19 protein-coding genes are annotated in these 20,865 nt (G+C 63.8%); 7 read left to right on the plus strand and 12 right to left on the minus strand.

Annotation, left to right across the window (positions count from 1 at the left end):
• Positions 1-69: 69 nt before the first annotated feature.
• Positions 70-504: an SUF system Fe-S cluster assembly regulator gene (locus AC1DMG_RS10185; protein ID WP_046970009.1), complete on the minus strand. Its 435-nt coding sequence runs from the start codon at positions 502-504 to the stop codon at positions 70-72.
• A 346-nt stretch (positions 505-850) separates the two neighbouring features.
• On the opposite strand from AC1DMG_RS10185, the gene AC1DMG_RS10190 reads away from it, so the two are divergent.
• The 5 genes from AC1DMG_RS10190 to AC1DMG_RS10210 all read left to right on the plus strand — a co-directional run bounded on the left by AC1DMG_RS10190 (position 851) and on the right by AC1DMG_RS10210 (position 5,678).
• Positions 851-1,189 (plus strand): P-II family nitrogen regulator, encoded by a 339-nt coding sequence (locus AC1DMG_RS10190; protein ID WP_477175431.1) that lies wholly within the window; start codon positions 851-853, stop codon positions 1,187-1,189.
• On the plus strand, positions 1,179-2,516 hold the full coding sequence (locus AC1DMG_RS10195) for an ammonium transporter (protein WP_477178013.1): 1,338 nt from the start codon (positions 1,179-1,181) through the stop codon (positions 2,514-2,516). The genes AC1DMG_RS10190 and AC1DMG_RS10195 overlap by 11 nt, the downstream gene beginning before the upstream one ends.
• A gap of 227 nt (positions 2,517-2,743) precedes the next feature.
• Complete coding sequence (locus AC1DMG_RS10200; protein WP_477178012.1) at positions 2,744-3,757, plus strand: aminoglycoside phosphotransferase family protein; 1,014 nt, start codon at positions 2,744-2,746, stop codon at positions 3,755-3,757.
• Positions 3,754-4,425: an N-acetylmuramate alpha-1-phosphate uridylyltransferase MurU gene (murU, locus tag AC1DMG_RS10205; RefSeq protein ID WP_477178011.1), complete on the plus strand. Its 672-nt coding sequence runs from the start codon at positions 3,754-3,756 to the stop codon at positions 4,423-4,425. The genes AC1DMG_RS10200 and murU overlap by 4 nt, the downstream gene beginning before the upstream one ends.
• A 137-nt stretch (positions 4,426-4,562) precedes the next feature.
• A complete protein-coding gene (locus tag AC1DMG_RS10210) occupies positions 4,563-5,678 on the plus strand; it encodes a sterol desaturase family protein (RefSeq protein WP_477178010.1) in 1,116 nt (371 codons plus the stop codon).
• A gap of 35 nt (positions 5,679-5,713) precedes the next feature.
• Here the strand turns inward: AC1DMG_RS10210 and AC1DMG_RS10215 are convergent, their stop codons facing one another.
• The 11 genes from AC1DMG_RS10215 to AC1DMG_RS10265 form a co-directional block, all read right to left on the minus strand.
• The gene (locus AC1DMG_RS10215; RefSeq protein ID WP_477178009.1) at positions 5,714-6,181 is read right to left on the minus strand and encodes a hypothetical protein; all 468 of its coding nucleotides are present in this window, start codon (positions 6,179-6,181) and stop codon (positions 5,714-5,716) included.
• A gap of 303 nt (positions 6,182-6,484) precedes the next feature.
• Positions 6,485-7,450 carry a protein translocase subunit SecF gene (gene secF, locus AC1DMG_RS10220; RefSeq protein ID WP_477175425.1) on the minus strand — a complete coding sequence of 322 codons (966 nt, stop codon included), beginning with the start codon at positions 7,448-7,450 and terminating at the stop codon, positions 6,485-6,487.
• 13 nt (positions 7,451-7,463) lie between these two features.
• Positions 7,464-9,335, minus strand: coding sequence for a protein translocase subunit SecD (gene secD / locus AC1DMG_RS10225; protein WP_441602617.1), 1,872 nt, complete (start codon positions 9,333-9,335; stop codon positions 7,464-7,466).
• Between the two features lie 86 nt (positions 9,336-9,421).
• Positions 9,422-9,757 carry a preprotein translocase subunit YajC gene (gene yajC / locus AC1DMG_RS10230; RefSeq protein WP_441602696.1) on the minus strand — a complete coding sequence of 112 codons (336 nt, stop codon included), beginning with the start codon at positions 9,755-9,757 and terminating at the stop codon, positions 9,422-9,424.
• Between the two features lie 256 nt (positions 9,758-10,013).
• Positions 10,014-11,141 carry a tRNA guanosine(34) transglycosylase Tgt gene (tgt, locus tag AC1DMG_RS10235; protein ID WP_477178008.1) on the minus strand — a complete coding sequence of 376 codons (1,128 nt, stop codon included), beginning with the start codon at positions 11,139-11,141 and terminating at the stop codon, positions 10,014-10,016.
• Between the two features lie 157 nt (positions 11,142-11,298).
• Positions 11,299-12,327 carry a tRNA preQ1(34) S-adenosylmethionine ribosyltransferase-isomerase QueA gene (queA, locus tag AC1DMG_RS10240; protein WP_477178007.1) on the minus strand — a complete coding sequence of 343 codons (1,029 nt, stop codon included), beginning with the start codon at positions 12,325-12,327 and terminating at the stop codon, positions 11,299-11,301.
• Positions 12,328-12,443: 116 nt separating this feature from the next.
• Positions 12,444-13,046, minus strand: a complete 603-nt coding sequence (locus AC1DMG_RS10245) for a response regulator transcription factor (RefSeq protein ID WP_441602614.1) — start codon at positions 13,044-13,046, stop codon at positions 12,444-12,446.
• A complete protein-coding gene (locus AC1DMG_RS10250; protein WP_477175421.1) occupies positions 13,043-14,224 on the minus strand; it encodes a sensor histidine kinase in 1,182 nt (393 codons plus the stop codon). The genes AC1DMG_RS10245 and AC1DMG_RS10250 overlap by 4 nt, the downstream gene beginning before the upstream one ends.
• Positions 14,221-15,372 carry a sensor histidine kinase gene (locus AC1DMG_RS10255; protein WP_477178006.1) on the minus strand — a complete coding sequence of 384 codons (1,152 nt, stop codon included), beginning with the start codon at positions 15,370-15,372 and terminating at the stop codon, positions 14,221-14,223. Before AC1DMG_RS10255 ends, AC1DMG_RS10250 begins: the two co-directional genes overlap by 4 nt.
• 105 nt (positions 15,373-15,477) lie before the next feature.
• On the minus strand, positions 15,478-16,263 hold the full coding sequence (locus tag AC1DMG_RS10260) for an ABC transporter permease (RefSeq protein ID WP_477175419.1): 786 nt from the start codon (positions 16,261-16,263) through the stop codon (positions 15,478-15,480).
• On the minus strand, positions 16,263-17,177 hold the full coding sequence (locus AC1DMG_RS10265; protein ID WP_477178005.1) for an ABC transporter ATP-binding protein: 915 nt from the start codon (positions 17,175-17,177) through the stop codon (positions 16,263-16,265). The genes AC1DMG_RS10260 and AC1DMG_RS10265 overlap by 1 nt, the downstream gene beginning before the upstream one ends.
• A 287-nt stretch (positions 17,178-17,464) precedes the next feature.
• On the opposite strand from AC1DMG_RS10265, the gene AC1DMG_RS10270 reads away from it, so the two are divergent.
• Both AC1DMG_RS10270 and AC1DMG_RS10275 read left to right on the plus strand, forming a co-directional pair.
• A complete protein-coding gene (locus AC1DMG_RS10270) occupies positions 17,465-18,970 on the plus strand; it encodes an aminotransferase class III-fold pyridoxal phosphate-dependent enzyme (protein ID WP_477178004.1) in 1,506 nt (501 codons plus the stop codon).
• 174 nt (positions 18,971-19,144) lie between these two features.
• The coding region (locus tag AC1DMG_RS10275; RefSeq protein WP_477180490.1) for a lamin tail domain-containing protein at positions 19,145-20,865 on the plus strand (1,721 nt) is incomplete at its 3' end.

Genomic DNA, 20,865 nt, shown 5'->3' on the forward strand with positions numbered 1-20,865 from the left:
GTTCAGTGGTTTCGATGGTCATGGTGTTCTTCGTGTCGTCGTGGGCGTTCGTCATGGATGGCCTGGCGGTCATCCGATCAGGTTGGCGTCGATACGACGACTGGGTGGTTTGAGCATGTCGGACAGGCTGACTGCACGCAGCGCGCTATCCACGACGCTGTTGACGTGTTGCCAGTTGGAGCGGACGCCGCAGAGCGATTCACGATCGCACTGACCTTCGGCAAGACTGCATTCGGTCATCCCGATGGGGCCTTCGAGCGCTTCCACGATCTGGGCCAGGGTGATGTCATCCGCCGGGCGCGCCAGGCGGTAGCCGCCGTTGACGCCGCGAAAGGACTCCACCAGACCCGCATGACCCAGCGACTTGAGCAGCTTGCTCACGGTGGGCAGCTCCAGGCGCGCCTCGTCGGCGATCTGCGCCGTGCTGAGCACGTCGTCAGGATGGGCGGCGATGCAGGTCATCACCACGGTGGCGTAGTCGGTGAGTCGGCTGACGCGGAGCATGGGGGAATCGGCCAGAGAGACTGCGGGGAATCGGTACCAAAATGGTACTGATTAATGCCGGTGGGGTCAAACCGCGGCAATGCACCAAAAGCGGGATTTGTCCTGGGGAGAACGCCCCCTTTTCGGGCAAGGTCACGCGGCCGGCTTACGAAAACATCCCCCTTCCCGCACCGACATCCCTGCGAAAGCGGGGATCCAGTGGCTTTGCCTCTCCTCCAACCCATTGAAAGTCGCTGGAATTCAGCTTTCGCTGGAATGACGATGAGGAATCATGGGCGGCCGCACACCGCCCATGGCACACATCCTGCTGCACCGCGACATATCTACCGTACGGGGAGCGTTGGGGATGAAGTGGATTACGGCCATCATCAAACCGTTCACGCTGGACGATGTCCGCCAGGCGCTGACCGAGGTGGGAGTGACGGGCATGACCGTCACCGAGGTGAAGGGGTTTGGCCGCCAACACGGGCATACCGAGCTGTACCGGGGTGCGGAGTACGTGGTGGATTTCCTGCCCAAGCTCAAGCTTGAGGTGGCCGTGGCCGACGAGCAGCTCGACCGGGCGGTGGAGGCCATCGTCGCCGCCGCGCGCACCGGCAAGATCGGCGACGGCAAGGTGTTCGTGAGCGAGCTGGAACAGGCCATCCGCATTCGCACGCAGGAGGTCGACGTCGATGCGCTTTGACCTGAAGACCTCATGCCCCCTGCTCGCTCTCCTCGGTCTCCTGGCCACCTCATCTGCCTGGGCACAGACCACCGCCGCGCCCACCCATATCGACAGCGGCGATACCGCGTGGATGCTCACCGCCACCGCGCTGGTGCTGCTGATGACGCTTCCGGGGCTCGCGCTCTTCTACGGCGGCATGGTGCGTGCGAAGAACCTGCTGTCGGTCTTGATGCAGTGCTTCGCCATCACCGCGATGGTGTCGGTGCTGTGGATGGTCTATGGCTACTCGCTGGCCTTCAGCACGGAAGGCATGCAGGCTGGCGTGACCAACCTGCACTCCTTCATCGGTGGACTCGATCGCGTGTTTCTTGCGGGCTTGAAACCTGACTCGCGCTATCAGACCGTGCCCGAAAGCGTGTTCGTGATGTTCCAGCTGACCTTCGCGATCATCACGCCCGCCCTCATCATCGGCGCCTTCGCCGAACGCATGAAGTTCAGCGCGCTGCTGTGGTTCAGCGGCCTGTGGCTGACCATCGTCTACCTGCCGGTGGCGCATATGGTGTGGAGCGGACCGGGTTCCTTCCTCGGCGATCTGGGCGTGCTCGATTTCGCCGGCGGTACGGTGGTGCACATCAACGCGGGCATCGCGGGCCTGGTGGCCTGCCTGGTGATTGGCAAGCGCCGCGGTTATCCCAACGTGCCGATGCCGCCGCACAACCTGGGTTACACCGTGGTGGGCGCCAGCCTGCTGTGGCTGGGCTGGTTCGGCTTCAACGCCGGCTCGGCCGTGGCCGCCAACGGCAGCGCCGGCATGGCGATGCTGGTGACGCAGGTCGCCACCGCCGCCGCCGCACTGGGCTGGCTGGCGATCGAATGGATCGTGCATGGGCGGCCCAGCGTACTGGGCATTGTTTCTGGCGCGGTTGCGGGGCTTGTTGCTGTCACGCCTGCCGCTGGCACGGCCGGGCCCGGCGGCGCGCTGGTGCTGGGCCTGATTGCGGGCGTCGTCTGTTTCTTCAGCGCCACGCGCCTCAAGCACAAGTTCGGCTATGACGACTCGCTGGATGTGTTCGGCGTACACGCCATCGCCGGCATCATCGGCGCCCTGCTCACCGGCCCGCTGGCCTCGCCCAAGCTCGGCGGCTTCGGCACGGTGGAATCGCTGTTCGGGCAGTTGTGGATACAGGCCAAAGGCGTGGGCTTTACGGTGGTGTGGAGCGCCGTGTTGAGTCTGCTTATCCTGAAGTTGATTGACTGGACTATTGGGCTGCGTGTGGACGATGAGCAGGAGCAGGTTGGCCTGGATCTCTCGTTGCACGAGGAGAAGGCGTACAACCTGTCGTGAGTGCGCTCTCTCATCCCCTCTTTCCTTTTGGGCAGAGGGGTTCGCTCATCTGTGGGAGCGCACCCTGTGCGCGACGCGGCGCACGGATGTGCCGCTCCGTAAGTTCGTCGCGCACAGGGTGCGCTCCCACAGTAGATTTCCCACGGTAGATTTCAGCCCTGCTCTGGCTCCCGGCAAGATGAGGCGAATACCCGCTAAGCTTCTCTCATCGCCACGTCCAGCCGACCATGACCACCGTTCCCGACCGCGCCGCCGCCCGCCTCGCCTGGACTCGCTCCGCCCTTGGCGACCCCACGCTCACCCTCGAATCGGCCTCGTCGGACGCCAGCTTTCGCAGCTACTGGCGCACGCAGCACGGCGGCAAAAGCTGGGTGGTGATGGATTCACCGATCGCGCAGGAAGACCCTCGCCCGTGGCTGGCCATCGGCCAACGACTTGCCGACGCGGGTTTGCATGTGCCGGCGGTGCACGCGAAGGATCTGGAGCAGGGCTTCCTGCTGATCGAAGACCTCGGCACGCAGCTCTACCTACCCGCCTTGAACGACGACAGCGCCGATCGCCTCTACGGCGACGCCATGGATGCGTTGTTGTTGATGCAGACACGCATGGATCACGCCGATCTGCCGCTGTTCGATCACGCACGCCTGGTAAGCGGATTGGAAGTGATGCCGGAATGGTTTCTCGGCAAACACCTCGGTTACACGCCCACCTGCGACGAATGGGATGTGCTCGAAGCCGCGTTCAGCGTGATTATCCGCAATTCGCTGGAACAGCCGCGTCGATTCGTGCATCGCGACTATCACAGCCGCAACCTGCTCATCGTCGACCAGAACAATCCCGGCATCATCGATTTCCAGGGGGCGCTGTCCGGCCCGATCACTTACGACCTCGCCTCGCTGCTGCGCGATGCCTACGTCGTATGGCCACGCGAACGTGTGGAGGGCTGGGTAGAGTCGTATCGGCAGCGCCTGCTCGCAGCTGGCGTGATCGATGAAAAGATCGACGGCAAGCGTTTCCTGCGCTGGTTCGATCTCACTGGCCTGCATCGCCATATCCGCGTGCTCGGCCAGTTCTATCGCCTGTGGTATCGCGATGGAAAGCCCGGCTACCTCGCCGACGTGCCGCGCGTGTATCACTACGTGGTGTCGGTGGCAGAGCGTTATCCCGAACTGGCGGACTTCGTGGCGCTGCTGAAGCAGCATGCGGAAGGTCGCGACCTTACCCAGGTGGCCGCCGCATGAGACACGCCATGATTTTCGCCGCCGGCCTCGGCGAACGGATGCGTCCACTCACTGATCACACGCCCAAGCCTTTGCTGGGAGTGGGCGGCAAGCGCCTGATCGAATGGCATCTGGAAAAACTGGCTGCCATTGATGTGCGCTACGTGGTGATCAACACCTCGCACCTGGCGGACCAATTTCCCGATGTGCTCGGTGATGGTTCGCGCTGGGGCCTGCGCATCCGCTACGCCTACGAAGGTCCCACACCGCTGGAAACCGGCGGCGGCATGCTCAACGCACTGCCCTTGCTGGGACCCGAGCCGTTTATCGCCGTCAGCGCGGATATCTACAGCGACTACGACTATGCCGCGCTGCCGCTTGAGCCATCGGGCCTGGCACACCTGGTGATGGTGCCCAATCCTGACTGGCATGCCACGGGCGATTTCGTGCTGGATCACGGCCAGCTCCACGAAGACGGTTCAGGCGAGCGGCTCACCTTCGGCAATATCGGCGTCTACCGCCCTGAATTCCTGCGCGGGCACGCACCCGGTCGCTTCAAATTGCTGCCGCTGTATCAACAAGCCATGCGTGCCGACCAGCTCAGCGGGGAATGCTACGACGGCTTCTGGCGCAACCTGGGCAATCCGGCGCAATTGGCGGAGCTGGACGCGCATTTGCGCGGCAGCTAAGCGAAAGGTGGCTTGCCGCAAAATCCTGCCGGATGGATGCGGCCGGCAGCCGGCGGTATCCTGAACTGCCCGGTTCTGTAGCGCCCGCTCCGCTCCCCGCCTGCAGGACCGACACGTTATCTCGCAAGGTGTCGACGATGTCCGAACTGTGGTCCCATCTGGTCAGCTGGTTCGCCAGCCACGGTGTACTGCCAGTGCTGCAGTTCCTGCACCTGGAAGGCCTCGCCGGCGATCCGAACGACATCTCCGGCTCGCTGCTGATCGCAGCCTTCCAGCTCTGTGTGATCGGCCTGATCTTCCGGCCGCTGGAAAGCGTCGTGCCGGCGGAACGATGGGAACATCGCAAGCTCACCAAGGTCGACTTCCAGTACACCGTGTTGATGCTGGTCGGCATTTTTCCGATCTTCAGCTATCTCATCCTCACGCCCATCGCCACTTACTTTGGCGGACCGGACACCGGCCCCGGCGACGCCAGCGCCTCGCCGCTCGCCATCACGCACTGGGTGCCGTGGCTGAAACAGCATCCGTGGCTGTTGTTCGGCTGCTACTACGTGATCTACGACCTGGTGTACTACTGGATGCACCGCCTGCAGCACGCGCTGCCGTGGTGGTGGGCGCTGCACAGCATGCACCACAGCACGCGCCAGATGAGCTGCTGGACGAATGATCGCGGCAGCCTGATCGACGGCTTCATCCAGTCGATGATCCTCGCCAGCGTGGGCATCGTGATGGGCGTGGAGCCCGAGCAGTTCGCCTGGCTGGTGCTGATGGGCGAACTGGTGCAGAACTTCTCGCACGCCAATGTGCGCATCGCGTTCGGCCCGGTCTTCAACCGCGTATTCGTGTCACCGAAGTTCCACCGCCTTCACCACATGCTGGTCGACCCCACTCGTCCGACACTGCACAACTGCAACTTCGGCCAGGTCTTCTCGATCTGGGATGTGCTGTTCGGCACCGCGCTGTACAACGAACCGCTGCGTCCCACCGGCGTGGGCGATCCGATGGTGGACGACGACAACAACCATGGCCTGGTTGGCTTGCACTGGAACGCGGCCAAGCGTTTTTGGGGCGCGGTGCGTCGGCCATCGGGATGGAAGTTTGGCGAGGTGGCCTTCGGCCCCGACTACCGCCCAATACCGGTGGATCAACTGGATCTGCATGGGTTGGCCCATCATGTGCTGCAGCCGGCGCATGCTGTGGAAGAAACTTCGGCCGGTGTTTCCGGAGTTCAGGCCTCCACTGAGACCGCTTAGATATCTGCCTCGCCGTGTCCCCGCAGCGACTCCACTCAGGATGCTGCCGTCGCAAACTCGCCGGGGCGGTCCACGTACAGCAGGATCCAGCGGCGTGCAGCAACGTCCTTCCCTTTACGGCTCAAACGCACCTGGGTCATGGCCGATTCCTCAAGTTCTATTGCCACGTTGGGAGCATCGGGTCGACTGACTACCAGCACATCGCTCAGCGGAACTTGATGGCCCCCCGCCCAGGCCTGACGAGATTCGTGGAACGCAAGGACGCGGCGAATGGAAGATCGCGGGATGTTCCCGCCGTAATGGATGCCACCACCTAGCCACAGCGCGTGCTCATCGATTGCATGGGGAATCGAGCAGCTTGTGCTGCGCACCGCCAATGCCCAGCCGACCGCATACAGCCCGGCGATAAAAACGATGCCATGGATCAACCATGGATGGGCGGGGTGGGAGAGCGACACCAGCACCCATGAAAGCGGGATGTCGCCAAGCAGTCCGATGATCATGATGGGAACCACAACGCTGCTGACCGGTCCATTCGACGTACTGAAACGTCGGACTTCCGGAAACGTTGCCGCCACCTTGGCGCTTGGCCTGGGTTGCCTCAGCGCGATCGCAAAGAATTCATTCCAGAGGTTCGGAGCGCGAAACATGCGAGAGGGCCGAGACAGTGTTGGCCCATCCTAGTGTTCGGTGCAGGCGACCTTCAATCGGGGAAGTCCTGCACGCACATGGGCCAGCCTGGAAGTCACACAAAGAAAAAGGCCCGGGAATCCCCGGGCCTCTTCTCAGCGAAAGCAGCGAGCCAGTTACGGACGACGCGCCAGCTCCGGGTTTTCCTTGGTCCTGGGCATCAGGTCCTGCTTGGACACGCCCAGCCACAGCAGGATCGGGCTCGCCACGAAGATCGAGGAGAGCGTACCCACCAAAATACCGATCAGCATGGTGATGGCGAAGCCGTGCACAGCCGGGCCGCCGAAGAAGTACAGCGCGGCCATGGTGATGCCGGTGAACAGCGCGGTGATGATGGTACGCGACAGCGTGTTGTTGATCGAACGGTTGAGGATCTCTTCCGGCTCGGCCTTGCGGGCCAGGCGGAAAAGTTCACGCACGCGGTCGAACACCACCACCTTGTCGTTGATCGAGTAACCGATCACCGCCAGCACCGAGGCAAGCACGGTCAGGTCGAACTCGCGCTGCGTCAACGCGAAGATGCCGACCGTCACCAGCGCATCGTGGGCCTCGGTGGCGATGGCCGCCACGGCGAAACGCCACTCGAAGCGGATACCCAGGTACAAGCCGATGCCCAGCACCACCACGATGGCAGCCACGATGCCGTCGCTGCGCAGCTCTTCGCCTACGGCGGAGCCGACGTAGTCGCGGCTCTTGAGTTTGGCATCCGGACGCGCGGCCTGCAGGGCCTTGGTGACGTCGTCGGCGATCTTGTCCAGGTTCACCTTGCCGCCGTTGGCGACGCCGGAGTTCGGATCGTCCTTCGGCTGCAGGCGAATGGACACTTCCTTGGTGCCGCCCAGGCTCTGCACCAGCGCATGCTCCATGCCGCCCTTTTCGAGCGCGTCGCGTACTTCGCCGACCTGCACCGCGTTGTCGTAGTCCATCACCATGGACACGCCGCCGGTGAAGTCCAGACCGTAGTTGAGTCCCTTGACCGTGATCAGCGCGATGGAGGCAATCATCAGCAAGATCGCGATACCCACGCTGAACTTCCTCATGCCGAGGAAGTTCACGTTGGCGTTGTGGTTGAAGATTTCCATTTGTGTTTATTCCTCAGACCGACAGCGTCTTGAGCTTGCGATGACCATGGATCAGCGCGGTGATCGCGTGCGTCACGGTGACCGAGGTGAACATCGAGGTCAGGATACCGATCAGCAGCGTCACGCCGAAGCCCTTGATCGGGCCCGAGCCCATCGTGGTCAGCGCGAGTGCGGCAATAAGGTGGGTAACGTTGGCGTCGAGAATGGTGGCCCACGCCTTGTCGTAACCGGCGCGGATCGCCGCGTGCGGCGACGAGCCGTTACGCAGTTCTTCACGGATGCGTTCGCAGATCAGCACGTTCGCGTCGATCGCCATACCCAGCGTCAGCACGATACCGGCGATGCCCGGCATGGTCAGCGTCACGCCGACCGCCGACATCACGGCAATCAGGATCACCAGGTTGAAGAACAGCGCCACGTCGGCCACGAGACCGAACAGCTTGTAGTAGAACGCAGCGGCCAGCAGCACCAGGGCGAGGCCGAGCGTCACGGCGCGCAGACCCTTCTGGATGTTGTCCTGACCCAGGCTGGGACCGATCACGCGCTCTTCGACGATGTCCACAGGCGCCGCCAGCGAACCACCCTTGAGCAGCAGCGCGAGATCGGAGGCGTCCTTGGGACTGCGCAGACCGGTCGTCTGGAAGTTCTTGCCAAACACGCCGTTGATGGTGGCGTAGTTGATCACTTCTTCCGTGACCTTCGGCGTGCGCACTTCCTTGCCGTCGACCACCTTGGTGTCGACCACGCGCTCCACGTACACCACGCCCATCGGCTTGCCGACGTTGCTGGTGGTGAAGTCGAGCATCTTCTTGGCGCCGGCCGCATTGAGCGTCACCGACACTGCCGGGCTGCCGCTCTGCTGGTCGAAGCTGGACGAAGCATCCACCAGCTGATCGCCGGTGACGATGATGTTCTTGCTCAGCAGATACGGACGGCCATCGCGATCCTTGTACAGGCGCGCGTCGGGCGGAACGATGCCGGTGCGGGCAGCGTCCACCGCCTGCTGCGGCGTGCCGTAGCCTGAGCGGTATTCCAGGGTCGCCACGGCGCCGATCAGCTTCTTCGCCTCGGCCGTATCCTGCACGCCGGCCAGCTCGACCACGATGCGGCTGTCGCCCTGCTGCTGGATGATCGGCTCGGACACACCCAGCGCGTTGATGCGGTTGCGCAGCGTGCCCAGGTTCTGGCGGATGGTGTTGAGCGACAGCTCACGCGCCTTGTCCGGACGCACCGCCGCGTTCAGCGGGAAACGATCGCCGGTGGCGTTGCCGTCCGTCACGGCCAGATCGGGATAGTCCGCCGTGATGGCGTTGCCGGCAGCGGTGCGGTCGGCGGCGGACTTGAGCACCACCGACACGCCCTGCCCGCGCTGCGGGTTGCGCACGACCGAGTCGTAGCGGATGTTCTTTTCGCGCAGCAGGCTACGGATGTCGTCCGCGTAACGCGTTTCCTGCTTGTCGATCACATCGTTCTGATCGACCTCCATGAGGAAGTGCACGCCGCCCTGAAGGTCCAGGCCCAGCGGCATCGACTTGGCGCCGATGGACGTCAGCCAATGCGGCACCGTCGACTTCAGGTTGAACGCCACCGTGTAGTCATCGCCCAGCGAGGCCTTGATGGCATCGGCTGCGCTCTTCTGCACGTCGGCATTGGCGAAGCTGGCGAGCAGGTGATCGCCATTGAGCTCGACGCCGGTCGTGGCGACGTTGGCTTTCTTCAGCGCGTCGACCACCTTCTGTTCGATCGACTGGTCAACCGTCCCGTTGCGGTTGGCCGTGATCTGCACGGCAGGCACCGGCAAGAACACATTGGGCAACGCGTAAACAATACCGAGCACCAATACGATGGCGACCAGCGCATATTTCCAGCGTGGAAAATCACTCATGCCTTGAATCCGTCAAAAGCCACGGCTGAGGCAGCCGTGGCGAGCAATGCTTCGGTGGACCGGAGCCCCTCCGCTCCGGCAAGTCGTCAGGACGACTTCAGCGAGCCCTTGGGCAGGACCTGCTGCACGGCGCCCTTCTGCACCTTGATCTTCACGTTCGGAGCGATTTCGACCGTGATGAAACTCTCACCAATCTCTTCGACCTTGCCGGCAATACCGCCGTTGGTGACCACTTCGTCACCCTTGGACAGGGCCGTCAGCATGGCGCGGTGTTCCTTCTGACGCTTCATCTGCGGGCGGATCATGACGAAGAACATGACCACCAGCAGCAGGATCGGCAGGGCCAGGCTCATCAGGGGATTTCCCCCCGGAGCGGCTGCGGGAGCGGCCTGGGCAATCACATAGGACATCGGAAAAGTCATCAGCTCGTCTCGCAAGTAGCGGTATTGCCAGAGTTTTCTGACAACACCTGATAAAAGATCGTGGATTATGCCACGCGCCCCCGGCCCCTGCATGCGCTGCAAGGCCCGCCCGTGAAGGGTTCTGGCGTCGCGGGGCGTGGATTGCAAGGGCTGGACCGGGGCGAGGGTCGGAAGGTTCCCCGAAAGGGCCCCCCGCTAGCCCGTCATTCCGGCCTGCGCCCGGATGACGGGCTCGAGGTTCGTGCCATCCTCAAGCTCAGGCCACCACGCCGCCCGCCCTGCGCGCATAGAACTCCGCCACGAAGTCCTCCAGCTTCCCCGCCGCAATCGCCTCGCGCAGCCCCGCCATCAACCGCTGGTAATGCCGCAGGTTGTGCATGGTGGCCAGCTGGCTGCCGAGGATCTCGTTACAGCGGTCAAGATGCCGCAGGTAGGCACGGCTGAAGCCGTTGCTGCAGGCGTAGCAGTCGCAGCCTTCCTCGATCACGCGGGTGTCCAGCGCAAATTTGGCGTTGCGGATGCGCAGCGTGCCTTCGGCGGTGAACAGGAACCCATTGCGTGCATTGCGGGTGGGCATGACGCAGTCGAACATATCGATGCCGCGGCGCACCGCTTCCACGATGTCCTCTGGACGGCCCACGCCCATCAGGTAGCGCGGCTTGTCGGCTGGCAACATGGGCACCGTGAAATCCAGCGCGTGATTGCGCTCGGCCTCCGGCTCGCCCACGGCGAGGCCGCCGACGGCGTAGCCATCGAAGCCGATGTTCACCAGACCCTCCGCCGAGCGGCGGCGCAGGTTTTCGTAGACGCTGCCCTGCACGATGCCGAACAGCGCATTGGGATTTTTCAGATCGTCGAACGCGCGGCGCGAACGCTCAGCCCAACGCAGGCTCAGTTCCATCGAGGTGGACGCCACCTTCTCCGTAGCCGGATACGGCGTGCACTCGTCGAAAATCATCGCGATATCCGAATCCAGCACCTTCTGGATGCGCATGGACTCTTCGGGCGACAGGAACACTTTGGAGCCATCCACCGGCGAGGCGAAGGCCACGCCCTCCTCGGTGATCTTGCGCTTGTGCGCCAGCGAGAACACCTGGAAACCGCCGGAATCGGTGAGGATCGGCTTGTCCCACCCGATGAACTTGTGCAGGCCGCCGAACTGCTCCACCACCTCGAGACCGGGGCGCAGATACAGGTGGAAGGTGTTGCCCAGGATGATCTCGGCGCCAATCTCGCGGACGTCCCGCGGAGTCATCGCCTTGACCGAGCCATAGGTGCCGACCGGCATGAAAGCCGGCGTCTCCACCGTGCCGCGGTCAAACGTGAGACGGCCTCGGCGGGCCGCGCCGTCGGTGGCCTGGAGTTCGAAAGTCATGGAAGTCATAGGGGGAATTATCGCCTGTCCGGCGATTTCGTGCTTTGGAGGCCGAAAACGCCCCCCTGTGGGAGCGCACCCTGTGCGCGACAAGCCTACGAAGCGGTACACCCAGGCGTGGCAGTCGCGCACAGGGTGCGCTCCCACAGGTGAGGGTTTCTGTCTTTCAGCCCTTGGGCAAAATCAACATCGCATCGCCGTAGGAGAAAAACCGGTACTTCTGTTCCACCGCATGCCGATACGAGCCCAGCATGAAGTCGCGCCCCGCCAGCGCCGACACCAGCATCAGCAGGGTCGATTGCGGCAGGTGGAAGTTGGTCAGCAAGCCGTCGATGCTGCTGAACTTGTAGCCCGGGAAAATGAAGATCTGCGTTTCCCCCGCGAACGGCTGCAGTTCGCCGTCGCGCACCGCGCTCTCCAGCGCACGCACCACGGTGGTGCCTACCGCGATCACGCGACCGCCGGCCGCACGCGTGCGGCGGATCTGCTCCACCAGGCTCGCGCCCACGTTGAGCCACTCGCGATGCATCTGGTGATCCTTGATGTCATCGGCACGTATCGGCTGGAACGTGCCCGCGCCCACGTGCAGGGTCACGTAGCCAAACTGGATGCCGCGCTCGCGCAGCGTCGCCAGCATCGCCTCATCGAAATGCAGGCCGGCCGTGGGCGCCGCCACCGCACCCGGCTCGCGCGCGAACACTGTCTGGTAGCGCTCCATGTCGCTGGTATCGGCGTGGCGTTCGATATACGGCGGCAGCGGCATTTCGCCGAGTTTCAGCAGCAGCCGCTCCAGCGGTTCGGGCGATTCGAAGTGCAGACGGAAGAATGAGTTATCGCGTCCCAGCACCACGGCATGGCTGCCATCAGCCAGCTCGATGCGGCCACCCTCTTTCGGCTTCTTGCTCACCCCCAGCTGCACTGTGGCTTCGTGCGCACCGGTGACGCGCTCGATCAGGATTTCCACCTGACCGCCGGTGTCCTTGCGACCGTACAGGCGCGCAGGCAGCACGCGCGTGTCATTGAACACCAGCAGGTCGCCCTCGCGCAGGAAGGCCGGCAGTTCGCGGAACATGCGGTCCTGGCGCAACTGCGCATCCACGTCGAGCACCAGCAGGCGGCTGGCCGAACGCTCGGACAGCGGTGCCTGCGCAATCAGCTCGGGCGGCAATTCAAAATCGAAATCGGTCTTCTTCACGGCGGGATACTGGCGTCGAATAGGCCATTATCGCGCAAAACTCGCGGCGGCCCCTCGGTCGGGGGCGTGGCGAGGCCAGGACAAGGCGCGCCCGCGATTGCTCCCGAACGCGCCGGCTACAGCCAACCCTTCTGCCGGGCCAGACGATAGGCCTCGATGCGATTGGCGGCGCCGAGCTTGCCGATGGCCTCGGACAAGTAGTTGCGCACGGTGCCATGCGACAGGTTGAGCTGGGTGGCGATGTCGTTGGCCGACTGTCCCTCGCCCGCCAGGCGCAGCACCTGCCGCTCGCGATCGTTCAGCGGATCGGCCTCCGACCAGGCCTCCAGCGCCAGCTGCGGATCGATGGCGCGTCCGCCGCGATGGACCATGCGCAGCGCCTCGGCCAGGTTCTCCGCTGGCGCATCCTTCAACAAATAGCCGGACACGCCGGCATCCAGGGCGCGGCGAAGAAAACCCGGCCGCGCAAACGTGGTCACGATGATCACCTTGATCGGCATGTCATGGCGCTGGATGCGCTGCGCGAGCTCCAGCCCGGTCAGGCCAGGCATTTCGATATCGGTGACCAGCACGTCGGGCTTGATACGCTGCAATTCGCGCCACGCCGCCTCACCATCCGCCGCCGAACCAAGCACTTCGATATCACTTTCGAGATTGAGCAGCGCGGACAGCGCGCCACGCACCATGGCCTGATCTTCGGCCAGCAATACGCGAATCATGCGGCACTCCTGTTGTTCAACTCCATGTCGGACGCCTCGGATGCGGCGACCGACATCTGCTCTTTGCCCAAGGGCACCTGCACGGTCAGCACCGTGCCATGCCGCGGCGGCGAATCGATCTGCAGGCTGCCGCCCAGCGCACGCACGCGTTCACGCATGCCGCTCACGCCATTGCCATGCACGCTCAGGCCGCCGCAACCGTCATCCGTAACCCGCATGTGGAAGCTGTGCCTGTCGATGGTGAAGTCGACGCGCGCGGTGTTCGCCTTGGCGTGGCGATAGATATTCGTCACCGCTTCACGCAACACCAGGGCCAGCGGCGCTTCGACCTGGGCGGGCAGCTGGACCTCGCAGGGAAAAGCGCCATGAAAACCGACGCCGGAGGCTTCCAGCATGAGCCGGGCCGACACCAGTTCCGCGGCCAGATCACCGCGCCGCATGCCGGTCACCGCCGTGCGCACTTCGGCCAGTGCATGGCGCGCGACGCGTTCGACTTCCTCCATTTCACGCTGGGCGCGCTCCGCATCGACCAGCGCAAGTTTGCGCGCGAGTTCGGACTTCAGCGCCACCAGCGACAAGGTGTGACCGAGCAAGTCGTGCAGGTCGCGGCCGATGCGTTCGCGTTCGGCCAGGGTGGCGAGGCGGCGTACTTCTTCCTGCGACAGACGCAGCGCCACGTCCTTGCGCTGGTTGTTCATGCGCAGGAAATGCCCAAAGCCCGAGGTCAACGACACGAAGACGATCAACAGCATGACCCAGGGCGAGACATGCAGCTCATAGGCGACGATAGCCGTAGGCATGGCCAGGATAGCCAAGGCCGTCAGCCAGCGACGCACCGACGACAGGTAGGCAAAGCACATGGCCGAGGAGACTACGTAACCGATCGCCACGCCGTTGTAAGGCCACACCATCAAACCGAGCACAGCGATGCCCGCGGCATACCAGGCCAGTTGTCGATAGGGCGCCGTGTATACCTTGAAGTGCAAATACAGATACAGCGGCACTGAGATCAGCGTGGGCACCAGCCAGCGCGTCCATACGGCCCGGGGATCGGTGATCGGCCCGATCAGCAGCGCAGCGACCCACACCAGATTCGCCATGGCCTCCCAGCGCAGGTAACTGGAGGAACCGAGCCTGCCCAGCAGGGAGTCGGGATGCGGTTTCAGCCAGCGGCTCATGTCGCCTGCCGCTCCTGCGGTGACCAACCCGTCGCCGGCGAATCGGGCGTCCCGTCGATCTGGCCAAGGTCGCGAAATACCGAGCGCGGACGCAGCGGCACGGTGATGATCAGGCGGGTGCCTTGTCCCACCGGCGAGAGCACCTCCAGGGTGCCGCCCAGTGCTTTGACCCGTTCGCACATGCCCTTGAGGCCATTGCCGTGTACATCGATGCCGCCGCGGCCATCGTCCTGGATGCACAGCTTCAGCGTCTGATTGGCCACGTCGGTGAGCACCCGCGCACGACTTGCTCGCGCGTGCCGCGCGATATTGGTGACGGCTTCGCGCAGGACGAGTGCCAGTCCTCGCTCGACCTCGACCGGCAAGGAAGGCGGCAGCTCGCCGCATTCGAACGATACGGCCGACGATTCCAGCATCAGTCGCGCCGCGGCGAGTTCGGCGGCCAGATCGGTGGCGCGTATGCCCGACACCGCCGTGCGAACCTCCTGCAAAGCATGCCGGGCCACACGTTCTGCCTCGGCCATTTCACGCTTGGCCGCTTCGGTATCGCGATCGAACAGCTTGCGCGACAGCTCCAGCTTCAAGGTGATCAGCGACAGCGTGTGTCCCAGCAAGTCATGCAGATCGCGACCGATACGCTCGCGCTCGGCCAGCGCCGCCAGCCGGCGTACTTCATCGTGCGACAACCGAAGCTCGGCTTCCTTTTCTTCACTGAGGCGCTCGGCGTGCACCACCAGGCCGACAATGATCGAGGTGACGGGTATCCAGATGATCGCCTGCCACGGGTAGTGCAGCAGGCGCACCTCGACGATGAGCATCATGTTGAGGAGTGCCAACAGCCCCATGTAGAGGCTCAGCCTCATGCGGCAGCTGCGCAGCATGATGGTGCCGTACACGAAATAGGTGAGCCCGCTGGGGTACCAGCGCAGCAGCAGCATCGACAAGGCGACCAGGGCCAAGGCGTAGTAACGCGACTGGCGCCGGGACGCGATGCAAGCCTGTGCATACAGAACCAGGAACAGCGGATAACTGAAGAGAGTGATCCAGGCCCACTGCCAGGTGTAGTGATCGAACGCGGGTATCACGAACACCCACACCGACCACAGCAGATGCACCGCATCCACCCACGGCGACTTGCCTTTGTGCATGCTGATCGCCGCCAGAGAATCCGGCGCCGGCGTAAACCAAGCTCGTAGCCACTGACGCACCGTGTCCCGCTCCCCGTGATCCGTCCGCCCTTCGTGCATGCTACTTCAACCCACCCGATGCAGGCGCCGGGCCGCCAGCAGGAAGAAACCCACGCCATAGGCCATGAGCACAAGCAGGTGCGGCCATGCGTTGGAGTGACCCAGCCCGAGCGAACCCAGCGCCAGCTGCTGCAGGTGGGCGCTGGGCCAGACCGGTGCCATGCGCTGCAGCGCCTGCGGGAGTGCGGAAAGCGGAATCCACAGCCCCGACAGGAACGACATGGGCAAATAGATGAGGTTGATGACGCCCGGCGCACCCTGACCTTTCACCAGCGTGCCCACCAGCATGCCCAGTGCGCAGAACGGCAGCACGCCCAACATGCCGGTGACGATGAACACCAGCGCCTGCAGCACGCCCAACTGCACGTGCGCCAGACCGATGCCCAGCGCCAGCAGCAACAGCATCACCATGGCGGCGGCCAGCATCGCCATCACCATCTTGCCCAGCAGATACGCGCCGGGCGGCATCGGCATCGCCCGCTTGAGCGTCAGCAGGCCGTTTTCACGCTCCATCGCCAACGAGACGCCAAAGCCGAACAGACCCGGGCTCATCACGCCGAACACGCCATAGCTGGCGAGCAGATAGCGGGCCGTGTTCGCATCGGCGTTGTGATTCATCACGATGCCAAACAGCAGGTAGAACATGGTGGGAAACAAGGTCACCGGCAGCAGGAAACCGGGTGCGCGGAAGTAGCGCAGGCATTCGCTGCGCGCCTCCATGGCGTAGGCTCCAAGCAGGCGGCGCGACGTCATGCCTTGATACGGCAAACGTTGGATGGCGGTCACGGACATTACGCAGCCTCCTTGTCGGCGACGCTCTCGCGAGTCAATTCGGTGAACGCCTCGGCGAGGCCGGCGCGACGCACTTCCAGTTCCGACAGCAAGGGATCGGCATCGAGCAGGCGACGCAGCACGTGTTCGGGCTCATCGCTATGCAAAAGCAGGTGCGTGCCAGCGCGTTCGGCATGCGATACATGCGGCCAATGGGCCAGCGCTTCCGCGTCGAGATCGCTGACGCAACGGATGCGCGTCACGGCCACATGCGCACGCAGTTCGTCCACGCTGCCTTGGCTCAATACGCGTCCCTTTCCAAGCACTACCACGCGTTGCGCCAGCGCTTCGGCTTCTTCCAGGTAATGCGTGGTGAGCACGACGGAACAGCCTTCGGCGATGAGTCGTCGAATCGCCGCCCATAGATTTTGCCTCGCGTCGATATCCATGCCGACCGTGGGCTCATCCAGAAACAGCAACTCCGGCCTTCCGCACAACGCCAGCGCAAACTGCACGCGACGCTGCTGGCCACCGGACAGCGCTGCATAGCGCCGTGAAAGGAGATCCGCCACACCAGCCATCTCCGCGCTTTCCGCCAGCGAACGCGGCGCGGGGTAATAGCTCATGGTGAGGCGTAACAGTTCCGATACAGTCAGCGTCGATGGCAGAAAGGCCGACTGCAGCATCACGCCGATGCGACGGCGCGCGTCGATCGCCTGCGGATCCTGGCCAAACAATTCCACCTTGCCCGCGTCGGCGCGCAACAATCCCAGCAGCAGGCCGATCGCCGTGCTTTTGCCAGCGCCGTTGGGGCCGAGCAAGGCGAGCAGTTCGCCGCGGTGCAGCATGAGGTCCAGACCATCCAGCGCCGTTAAAGCGCCGTAACGTTTGACTGCGCCAGACAGGCTGGCCACCACTGCGGCAGATGGGTTCATGGCTCCTCCTTGTTGCCTGCCATGCTAGGCAGTGCAAGGGTTTGCCGGCAGTTGACCCCGTCAGCTACCACACATGACAAGCGTCACCCGGGGTACCGGCGGCGACACCGCCGCGCTATGCTCAGGCAGTCGTTGCATTGCCACATCCGTGACGGATCGCAGTGCGGCATGGCTCTCACGGGCCAAGAGAAACGCTGAACGGTTTCGCGTTTCCGCAACGCATTCGTAGACATATCGATGCGCATGCCATCGGGACGGCAGGCAAGTCGACTTTGAAGGAGTTACCCATGGGTGTGATTGATCAGCTGCGCGAAATGCGCGAATTCGGCGGCGCACCGCAGACCAGTGGCCTCGATGACGCCACCATCGAACGCTACGCGGGCAGTCATCCTGACCTGGTGCAGGCGATCAGCGATGCAGTGACGCGTCATCGTGAACTGCGCGCTGAACTCGGCGATTTCCTCAAGCTCGACGAAGCCGAACAGATGGCGCAGGTTCAGTCCGAATTCGTCAACTTCTATCCGGACGATGCCATCAACCCGTACCTGCCCGCTGCTGCGCGCGGCCCGTGGGTAGTGAGTTTCAAGGGCGCCGTGATCCACGACAACGGCGGCTACGGCATGCTTGGCTTTGGCCACAACAACGCCGCGATCGACGCCGCGCTGGCACGTCCGCAGGTGATGGCCAACGTGATGACGCCGAGCATCTCGCAGATGCGTTTTGCCAAGGCGATGGATCGCGAACTGGGCCGCCACCGCGACGGCAATCCGTATACGCGTTACCTCGCGCTCAATTCCGGTTCGGAGTCGGTGGGCCTGGCCTGTCGCATTGCCGACGTCAATGCCAAGCTGCTGACCGATCCGGGCGCACGCTATGCCGGCCGCACCATCAAGCGCCTGGTGGTCAAGGGCGCCTTCCACGGTCGCACCGACAAGCCGGCGCTGTATTCCGATTCCACGCGCAAGACTTACCTGCAGCATCTGGCCAGCTATCGCCACGAAGACACGCTGCTCACCGTGCAGCCTTACGACATCGCCCAGCTCGAAGCCGTGTTTGCCGACGCGGACAAGAACGGCTGGTTTATCGAGGCGATGTTCCTGGAACCGGTGATGGGCGAAGGCGATCCGGGCCGTGCCGTGACGCCGGAGTTCTACCAGAAGGCGCGCGCGCTCACCGAAGCGCACGGTTCGCTGTTGCTGGTCGACTCCATCCAGGCGGGCCTGCGTGCGCACGGCGTGCTGTCGGTCACCGATTATCCGGGCTTCGAGAAGCTCGCGCCGCCGGATATGGAAACCTTCTCCAAGGCGCTCAACGCCGGCCAGTATCCGTTGTCCGTGCTTGCTGTGACTGCGCGCACCGCCGAGCTGTACCGCAAGGGCATCTACGGCAACACCATGACTGCCAATCCGCGCGCGCTCGACGTGGCGCTCGCCACGCTCGAGCTGCTCACCGATGAGGTGCGCAACAACATCCGCGAGCGCGGCAAGGAATTCGTCGACAAGCTCAATGCGCTCAAGAACGAACTGGGCGGCCTGATCACCAAGGTGCAGGGCACCGGTCTGCTGTTCTCCTGCGAACTGGCACCGGAGTTCAAGTGCTACGGCGCCGATTCGATCGAGGAGTTCATGCGCGAGCGCGGCGTCGGCGTGATCCACGGCGGTACCAACTCGCTGCGCTTCACGCCGCACTTCCTGGTGACCAGCGACGAAGTGGACCTGGTCGTTTCGCATGTGCGTCAGGCCCTGCTGCAGGGGCCACGCAAGCTCAAGACGGTGAAGGCCGAAGCGGCCTGAGGCAGCGACATGACCGGCGTCGTTCACGCAACGTCGACGATGCCGGTCACACAGCAGAACGCAAAGCGCTTCGCAAAATGAAGCGCTGCCGCAACTTCCTTCGCAAAACTGTCGCAATAGCTACTTAGCCTCTCCCTGATGGGGTCCGCCCCGGACCCAGGAAGGGAGTGGTTAATGAAACCAACGCACATTCGACGTGCCCTATTAGTCGCACTGTTGCTCGCCCTGTCGGCAACCGCTGCGCAAGCGGCAGATCTCAGCATCAGTCAGTTTCGCGTCCGTGGCCCCGCCGGCGGCAACGACGAATTCGTCGAGCTGTTCAACAGCGGCAGCAAGGCGCTGGATCTGTCGGGCTACAAGTTCAACGCCTCCAATGTCAGCGGCACCACCGGCACGCGCCTGACGCTGCCCAGCGGCACCTCCATCGCGCCGGGCTGCTATCTGTTGCTCACCAACAGCGCGAGCAGCGGTTATTCCGGCAGCGTGGCCGGCGATCTCAAGTACAGCACGGGCGTCACCGACGACGGCGGCCTCGCCATCCTCGATGGCTCGGGCCAGCTGGTCGATCAGGTCGGCCTCTCCGCCGGTTCGGCGTACAAGGCCGGCACGCCACTGGCGTCGCTCGGCACCACAAATGCCGATAAGGGCTATGGCCGCAAGCCCACGGCCGCGGGCCTGCCGCAAAACACCGGCGACAACCAGGCGGATTTCAACGTGGTGTCTCCCACGGCGCCGCACAACAGCGCAAGCTCGTGCGTGGTGCTGGGCCAGGCCTTGTCCATCGCCGACGCAAGCGCCACAGTGCGCGGTGCTGCGGACGTCCAAATGCCCTTCACCGTCTCACTCACCCAGCCTGCACCCACGGGTGGCGTCGCGGTGCACGTGGCGACGCTCGATGGCACGGCTACGGTTGCCAATCATGACTACGACGCGCTCGATACCAACGTCAGCATCGCCGAAGGGCAGATGCAGGCGAACTTCAACGTGGTGGTGCACGGCCGCACCACGCCGAGCGACGACAAGGCCTTCGAGGTCAAGCTGAGCCAGCCCAGCGGCAATCTTCCGCTGTCGCGCGATACGGCGATCGGCGCGATCCTCTACGACATCCCGGTTGCTGCCGAGATCTGGCAGATCCAGGGGCGCGATCAGATCTCGCCGCTGCTCGGCAAGCCGGTGAAGACCACGGGCAACATCGTCACCGCGGTGGGCCCGGCGGGCTTCACCATGCAGACGCCCGACACGCGCGCCGATGCCGATCCGCTCACCTCCAACGGCATCTATGTATTTACCTCCAGCACGCCGACGGTGGCGGTGGGCGATGTGGTGAACGTGGACGCCAGGGTCGCCAACTACTATCAGTTGCCCGAACTCACCAGCCCCGTGGTGACGGTGAGCTCGCATGGCGCGCGCCTGCCGAAGGCGGTGGTGTTTGGCGATGCGATCCCGTCGTCCGATCCGACCAAGCTGTCGTGCGGCGCAACCAACTTCCAGTGCTTCGTGGGCATGCGCGTGGTGATCGAGAACGGCATGATCAACACGGGCAACAAGCGTTTCAGCGGCGAGCCGTATGCGGAAGTGAGCATCACCGCGAACGGCAAGCGCTCGTTGCGTCTCCCCGGCGTGCGCTATGGCGTGCCGGTGCCTGACGGTGTGCAGCTAGCCAACTGGAGCGGCAACCCGGAAGTATTCAAGATGAATACCGCGGACTTCGGCGCCGTGCCGCTCAACACGCCGTTCGTGGCGGGCACCACGTTCCGAGCCGAAGGCATCATCTCCTACGACTTCGGTGCCTACACCTTCATCCCGACCAAGATCAGCTTGAAGCACGTCGCGGAAATGCCGCGCTCCGTTTCACCGACCGCGCCGTACGCACTGCGCATCGGTGCGTTCAACAC

This window comes from Dyella sp. 01N36 (assembly GCF_056399745.1).